The following is a 6,526-nucleotide window of genomic DNA, read 5'->3' as shown; positions in this document are numbered from 1 at the left end:
TTTTTATTTGTCGTACCGAAAGGTACGTAAAAAAGAAAAATACAAGGGAGCACACCGGATTGCATATAGCGGTTGATATGCACAGTTTTCCTCGATGGCACCTAAAGGTGATAAGGTCGATGGTCCCTCATCCTACGGCCAATGCAATCCGACATTGCCCTGCGATGATGCACGATCCCTAAGTGCGGGAATTGGAGCGGAGCGACAATGTAGCAATTTGGGTTCACCTTTAGGTGAATTGTGCATCATCGGTCTTGGCTAAGTTTTTGTTGCGGACAAAAGACCCGATTTGTTTTAGCTGTTGCCTCTAATTTAGGTAATTGCGTGGAATTTCCCGTTGGAAATTCCGCCGCAATAAAATTTAGCCGTTGTTGTAATCAGTAGCGACACGTTTGAGTAAGTAAGAATCTTTGCGTTTTTATTTTATTCCGTCCAAGTGAAATCCATCTGCGCATTAGTTATGTCAGATTCATGTTCATTCGCATAAACTTATTCAGAAGTCCGTTCAACTTTATTTTCAGAACATCTTGAATATTAATCTTCAATATTGAAAAATACTCTATTCCTATAAATAAACGAGACATTTTGATAGAATAAAGCGCTAACAACGACTGGATTGCCTTGCATGTCCGTAGCATCAATTTCATAATGATGTTTTCTGAAATGCAACCAAGTGAAAAGACCTTCTCCTAATTCAAAGTTCGAACTATATGGCTTATTTATTTCTTTATGCCTTACGTAGTTCAGTTTTTTCCTTTGCAAAAACTCGTTTATTTTTTCAATCTTCAAATCTGCATTTGCAATAAAAACCCAAAACATATAAGCAAAACATAAAGCAGCGATTAGATAACCCATATTTATTTTTTCGAGCTATTGATTGCAACGTATTTGTGTATGATTTTTTGCGGGAAAAGGACTCGAGTCGTTTTCCGTTATTGCGGAAAGATAATTAATAAGATTGAATTTCCGCCTAGGAAATTCAGCCGCAATTAATTATACACGTTGTTAGGCTTTCGTTCTTTCTTTTTCGTTTAACTCGTTCAATACTTCTAATGCTAAGAATCCGTATGTTTTTCCGATTCCTTTCTTATGCTCGTCAATTTCAAACCTATTTGAGATATCAGTGAATGAATACAATTCAATTAATTCAGTTCTGTCATTGTTTAAATCCGCATCGAATTCATAGAATTTCCCTTTAGGTGTAAGTACAATCCCTTCGTCAGTACTTAAACCTGGGAAGTTTTGCTCATATTCCAATATGATTGATTCATCGAGTTCAATTTTATTCTCTTTAAATACTTTTTTTAAAGGTTCAGGCACTCCGTTATTTCTCCAATATTTAGCTTCTTTTAAAATTGAGTCCTTCTTCACGAGATTTTGCTCTTGAACATTCAATCTTCGTTGATTCTTTAATTTCTCAACATTCATTTCAGTTCTTTTTTTCATAATGAAGCCTAACGGTTTGGCTATGGTTTCGTTGCGTGAAAATCCGCGAGGATTTTCCGCCGTGCACCGAAGATAGCAAATTTGCGAGGACTTTCCGCGAGGAAAGTCAGCAGCAATGAATTATAGCCGTTGTTACCAACTGGCTTTATTTTATTATTTCAGTCATATATACAATTCCAAATATCCAACCAACATAGATTAGAGTATAAGTCAGCGAATAAATTGCTGAAATTCCAATATCTCCTTTTGTATCTTTTGATTTATTAAAAACAAATTTTAATGCTCTAAAGAAAATCCAATAAAGCATTGCTAAAATTATAAATAGCGAAAACCAAAAAACGGCTTCCAAAATTATTAGTAAAATCACAAACAATATTGACATCGCAATCCATAGTACAATTGACAAAATCAGTCCTCCAATTCCATCTCCAACTGATGGTAATTCCATAGTTGGTCCTGTTCCGCTATTTGCAATGAAATCTCCACTTTTAAAATTCCTAAATTTTGGAAAATTGTCAATTAGCCCAATTCCAGTGTAAAGTCCATAAGTCATAAACAGAAATAACGCTGTTGCAATAATTCCAAGCGATAAATAGAGATTTGAAGTTAAACTCCGATTGTAATTTATTCCAGTCAGATAAACAGTCAGAATTGTAATTCCGATTACAAGTAATGAAACTATAAAAACAGATTTTCCTTTCAGGTATGGTTGTTTGCTTTTCAATTCAGAGTGCGTTTTTGTCAGCTTGTTGGTAACACATAAATATATGGAACTCCAAAATACCTATGTGCCTTGTTTTTAATGGATTATAAAATTTAAACTTCGGTAAAACGTATATCAGCTTATTTTTTTTGTAAATTGATATACAAAATACCAAAGATGAATTTCGCCCAGTATACCTTCCTGCCAGACACACATCGCAACAAAAAAGTAATACTTGTAAAGTTTAAATATAATAAAATACTGCAGCAGCAACTAAGAAAAAGATTTCCCTCTGCAAAGTGGAGCCAATCTAAAAAGTCGTGGTACCTGCCAGATTTGCCTGCCGTGCGGCGAGAATTACAATTGGATCAGAAGCCGGCCATACATACACACCTCACCCAAATTTCCAAAACCAACCAACAAGCTTATGTGGCCATGCAAGAACAGCTCATGCTTAAAGGCTATAGTCCGCATACGGTGAGAACCTATTTGGCAGAGCTTAAGCACTTATTGGTATTGTTGGGTACGTATTCTATAGATGATCTCACCCCCAAACGTTTAAAGGACTATTTTCTATACTGTTTAAAAAATGAAGGCCTCAAGGAACGAAAAATGAACGGTAAGATCAATGCGATCAAATTTTACTTTGAACAAGTACTTCATAGGCCTAAGATGTTTTTTGATATTCCCCGCCCCAAAAAGCCTCAAACCTTGCCAAAAATGTTGAGCAAAGAAGAGGTAAAACGGCTATTGGAGGTCACCACCAACCTTAAGCATTCCGTAGCACTTCAACTATCATATGGCATGGGGTTGCGCGTCTCGGAAGTGGTGGGACTTAAATTGACAGATATCGATAGTGAAAGAATGGTAGTTCATATTAGTGGGGCCAAGGGCAAAAAAGACCGTTATGTACCCCTGCCGCATACCTTGATTGACAAGCTAAGAAAATACTACGTACAATACCGCCCAAAGGAATATCTGTTGGAAGGGCAATACGGCGGACCCTATGCCATAGCCAGTGTGCAGCACATATTTAAAAATGCTATGAAAAAGGCCCAGATCAACAAACGTATAGGAGTGCACGGTCTTCGCCATAGTTATGCCACCCATCTTTTGGAAGCTGGGGCAGATATGAGGTTCATTCAAGAACTCTTGGGGCACAACAGCGTTCTAACCACCCAGGTCTATACCAAGGTAACCCCTAGAAGTCTCTCCAAAGTACCCAGTCCGCTAGATTCTTTATAGGTAAATTGTATATAGATATAAATACGGAACTCCTCCTCAAAAGTGGTTTTTTAAAACCGATGGAAATTTTGAGCTAAAGTATCTTGGCAAAATTATATGCGGCAAATTCTAAATTAGTGTAGCTCTCCTCCATGGCCTCCTCCAGATTGACGATGCCTTTAAGAATGGAGGTCACGTAGTGGATTCCGAATGCTTCTTGTAAATCTCTATCAATGGCCAATGAACCACAAAAAGCTGCTACAGGAATTTTTGCGGCCTTGGCGGCCTTCATAACACCGTCAATTGTCTTACCGGATAGGGTTTGGCCATCTAACTGTCCTTCCCCCGTAAGAATCCAATCCGCTCCTTTAATGGCGTTGTCAAAATCTGCCAGTTCCTTAATTAGGTCAATTCCGCTGGCCATACTAGCATTTAAGAAGACCAGGGCCCCACCACCAATTCCCCCGGCGGCACCGGCACCGGCAACCTCATGAATTGGGGTGTTAAAGGTACGCTCAATGACGTTGGCAAAGTTCCGTAACCCCTGGTCCAAAAGTTCAATTTCCACCGCGGAAGCTCCTTTTTGGGCACCATATATATAAGCGGCCCCGTTTGGCCCATAGAACGGATTGCTCACATCGCAGGCTATTTTTACGGTTACCTTCTCCAATTCCTTGGCTTTTTGGTCCTTTTCTATAGTATGTACATGAATAAGATTGGCGCCTATAGGTTCCAGCTCTTTTCCTTTTACATCTAAAAATCGGAACCCTAGGGCCATGGCCATACCCATACCACCGTCATTGGTAGCACTACCGCCAATGCCCAAAATAAGTTCTTGCGCTCCCATTGCTAGGGCATGGGCAATTAATTGACCCGTACCAAAGGTGGTGGTATGCATACAGTTGCGTTCATCGGGGGATAAAAGCCATAGTCCGGAGGCTTCGGCCATTTCAATATAGGCAATTCGGCTTTCGGGGGAGTAGAGGTAAGGGGCATCAATGGTTCTTTGCAAGGGATCTTGCACTTGTACCATCATTTTTTCACCCTGTATATAATGCTGTACCACGTCAATGGTTCCATCACCTCCATCGGCCAAGGGCATTTTTATAATTTCTGCCGATGGTATGGCGTGTTTAATTCCGTTTTCTACGGCATTACAGAATTCAAATCCCGTTAAGGACCCTTTAAATTTATCTGGGGCAATTACAAATTTCATGTGTATGTTCGTTTGGTCGAGTCAAATAGTAATAGTAGGATACCTAATTGTAAGGAGGTGAAACTAACAGTTCTTCATAGGTATTTAGGTCAAATTTCTTGGTTGAAAGGTCAAAAATAGGCGTTGAAATACCAATTTTAACACAATTTAAGGGAATTTTAAGGGAAACCTATGAATTTTTATTAAGTGGACGTAGGTCGGTTTTAGGGAACTTTGTCTTCAGATATAAACCCCTAATCGAATTAGTTATGAAAAATTCGCTAACCTCTAACATGTTTTTTGCATGTTTGATCGCTTGTTACTGTAGTACCGCTACAGCACAGTACACTACCAAATCTAATACTGTGGCAGACCATCAAGTGGAAAGAAAGATGGAGCATTACAGGATTTTAAAGGAACAAGGCTTTAAGGACCAAGAAATTTTTGAAGATCTTGGTAACGCCAACTTCTTAAACGAAAATTACGCTGCCGCTTCCTTTTGGTATCAAAAACTAAAGGAGTCCAAAAAAGGGGCTCCCATGAGCAAAAGCTACCAAAAACGCTATCATTATGCACTTAAAATGAGTGGCGCCACCGCAGATGCCGGTACCATGGAGCAGAATGATTGGCTTGCGGAAGTTGCCAGCGACTACCAAATAAAAAAGAACTCCGTGGCCAGTTTTTTAGACCGTCCCGTAACGGAGAAATATAGGGAACTGGACTTTCAAAGTAGCAATGGCTCCTTTGTGGTCAGTGACCAGGACGAGGCAGAAAGAGGTCTAAAACCCATAATAGGTGACGATTTTGATAAGGAACACCCTTACAAACTTCCCGTAGCGGTAACTCCCGATGGTAATGCGGCCTACTTTAGTATGACCGTTAAGCAAAAACCGGGTACCGGTATTTTCTCCAAAAAGGAACAGGTACATAAAATCTACCGCGCAGAAAAGGTAAACGGTAAGTGGACCAATGTTCAGGAGATTGCTGCCGCACCTAAACATGCTTCCGCCAAACACCCTGCTATTTCCGCAGATGGTAAGAGATTGTTTTTTGCCAGTAACATGCCCGGAAGTTTTGGAGAGTATGATATCTATGTATCGGATATTAATGGCGATGGAAGCCTAGGTACCGCTAAAAACTTAGGTCGCAAGGTAAATACCAAGGAAAATGATGTGTACCCTAAAGTAGTGGGCAACAGAACTTTGTTCTTTGCTTCGGCAGGAAGACGTGGCTACGGCGGCTTGGATGTATACATGACCCAAGTGGGCAAGCAACAGGTAGATTTGGCCGTAAACCTTGGGAGCGACATCAACAGTATGGATGATGATTTTGCCTTGGCCTTTACCAGTGAGAACGGCAAAGCCTATGTCATGAGCAACAGAGGAAAAGGTAAGAACAACGTAGAAAGAATCGCTTTTACCTATGCCGATGAAACTCAAGACCTCACCGATGAAAAGTATGGGGACAACCTTATGGAAGCCTTAAATTCAGAATCACAGATACGTTATACTTCATCCCTTTTTGAAGATGAGTAAGATATAAAATGGTTCAATAGTGTAGGCCGTTCGGTTACCGCCTTCGGCCTACCTAAAAAAGCTATAGACCATTTTCCGGCCTTAAAGGGCCAACCAGTTAATCCCAAATATCACTACCATGAGCTACAATAGTAACACTACCAAAAGATGGGCACTACTTTTACTGTTCTGCGGTCTGTTTTCAACACAAATGGGACAGGCACAGGAAACAGCTCCCACGCAGATAAACTCTAAAAGTACGTACCACAACCAACTGTTCTATAACCGCTTTTTGATCAATCCTACCTTTTCATTGGTAAGGGAGAACAAGTCTTACATCAACATACTGCACAGAAACCAGTATGCTACTTTTGAAGACAACGATCAAAATTATTTCTTGGGCTTTAGTAGCCGTATGAACAACAATACCGCCGTAGGTATTAG

8 protein-coding genes are annotated in these 6,526 nt (G+C 40.0%); 4 read left to right on the top strand and 4 right to left on the bottom strand.

The window, feature by feature from the left end; translation table 11 throughout:
- The coding region (locus BIZ36_RS20975; protein ID WP_222937492.1) for a hypothetical protein at positions 1 to 182 on the top strand (182 nt) is incomplete at its 5' end.
- 352 nt (positions 183 to 534) lie between these two features.
- On the opposite strand, the gene BIZ36_RS20240 is transcribed toward BIZ36_RS20975, so the two are convergent.
- The 3 genes from BIZ36_RS20240 to BIZ36_RS20230 form a co-directional block, all read right to left on the bottom strand.
- On the bottom strand, positions 535 to 855 hold the full coding sequence (locus BIZ36_RS20240; protein ID WP_187459679.1) for a hypothetical protein: 321 nt from the start codon (positions 853 to 855) through the stop codon (positions 535 to 537).
- 150 nt (positions 856 to 1,005) lie between these two features.
- Positions 1,006 to 1,446, bottom strand: a complete 441-nt coding sequence (locus tag BIZ36_RS20235) for a hypothetical protein (RefSeq protein ID WP_187459678.1) — start codon at positions 1,444 to 1,446, stop codon at positions 1,006 to 1,008.
- 145 nt (positions 1,447 to 1,591) lie between these two features.
- Positions 1,592 to 2,170 carry a hypothetical protein gene (locus BIZ36_RS20230; RefSeq protein WP_187459677.1) on the bottom strand — a complete coding sequence of 193 codons (579 nt, stop codon included), beginning with the start codon at positions 2,168 to 2,170 and terminating at the stop codon, positions 1,592 to 1,594.
- A 156-nt stretch (positions 2,171 to 2,326) separates the two neighbouring features.
- Between BIZ36_RS20230 and BIZ36_RS20225 the strand changes: the two genes are divergently transcribed.
- Positions 2,327 to 3,394 carry a tyrosine-type recombinase/integrase gene (locus BIZ36_RS20225; RefSeq protein ID WP_187459676.1) on the top strand — a complete coding sequence of 356 codons (1,068 nt, stop codon included), beginning with the start codon at positions 2,327 to 2,329 and terminating at the stop codon, positions 3,392 to 3,394.
- A 73-nt stretch (positions 3,395 to 3,467) separates the two neighbouring features.
- Here the strand turns inward: BIZ36_RS20225 and BIZ36_RS20220 are convergent, their stop codons facing one another.
- Positions 3,468 to 4,589, bottom strand: a complete 1,122-nt coding sequence (locus BIZ36_RS20220; RefSeq protein ID WP_187459675.1) for a glycerate kinase — start codon at positions 4,587 to 4,589, stop codon at positions 3,468 to 3,470.
- A 248-nt stretch (positions 4,590 to 4,837) separates the two neighbouring features.
- On the opposite strand from BIZ36_RS20220, the gene BIZ36_RS20215 reads away from it, so the two are divergent.
- Complete coding sequence (locus BIZ36_RS20215) at positions 4,838 to 6,103, top strand: TolB family protein (protein WP_187459674.1); 1,266 nt, start codon at positions 4,838 to 4,840, stop codon at positions 6,101 to 6,103.
- A 118-nt stretch (positions 6,104 to 6,221) separates the two neighbouring features.
- On the top strand, positions 6,222 to 6,526 hold a 305-nt coding region (locus BIZ36_RS20210; RefSeq protein ID WP_187459673.1), incomplete at its 3' end, for a type IX secretion system membrane protein PorP/SprF.

Source organism: Cytophaga sp. FL35 (assembly GCF_014349235.1).
In the GTDB taxonomy this organism is placed as follows: Bacteria; Bacteroidota; Bacteroidia; order Flavobacteriales; family Flavobacteriaceae; genus Euzebyella.
This window is presented reverse-complemented; position numbering and strand designations above follow the sequence as displayed.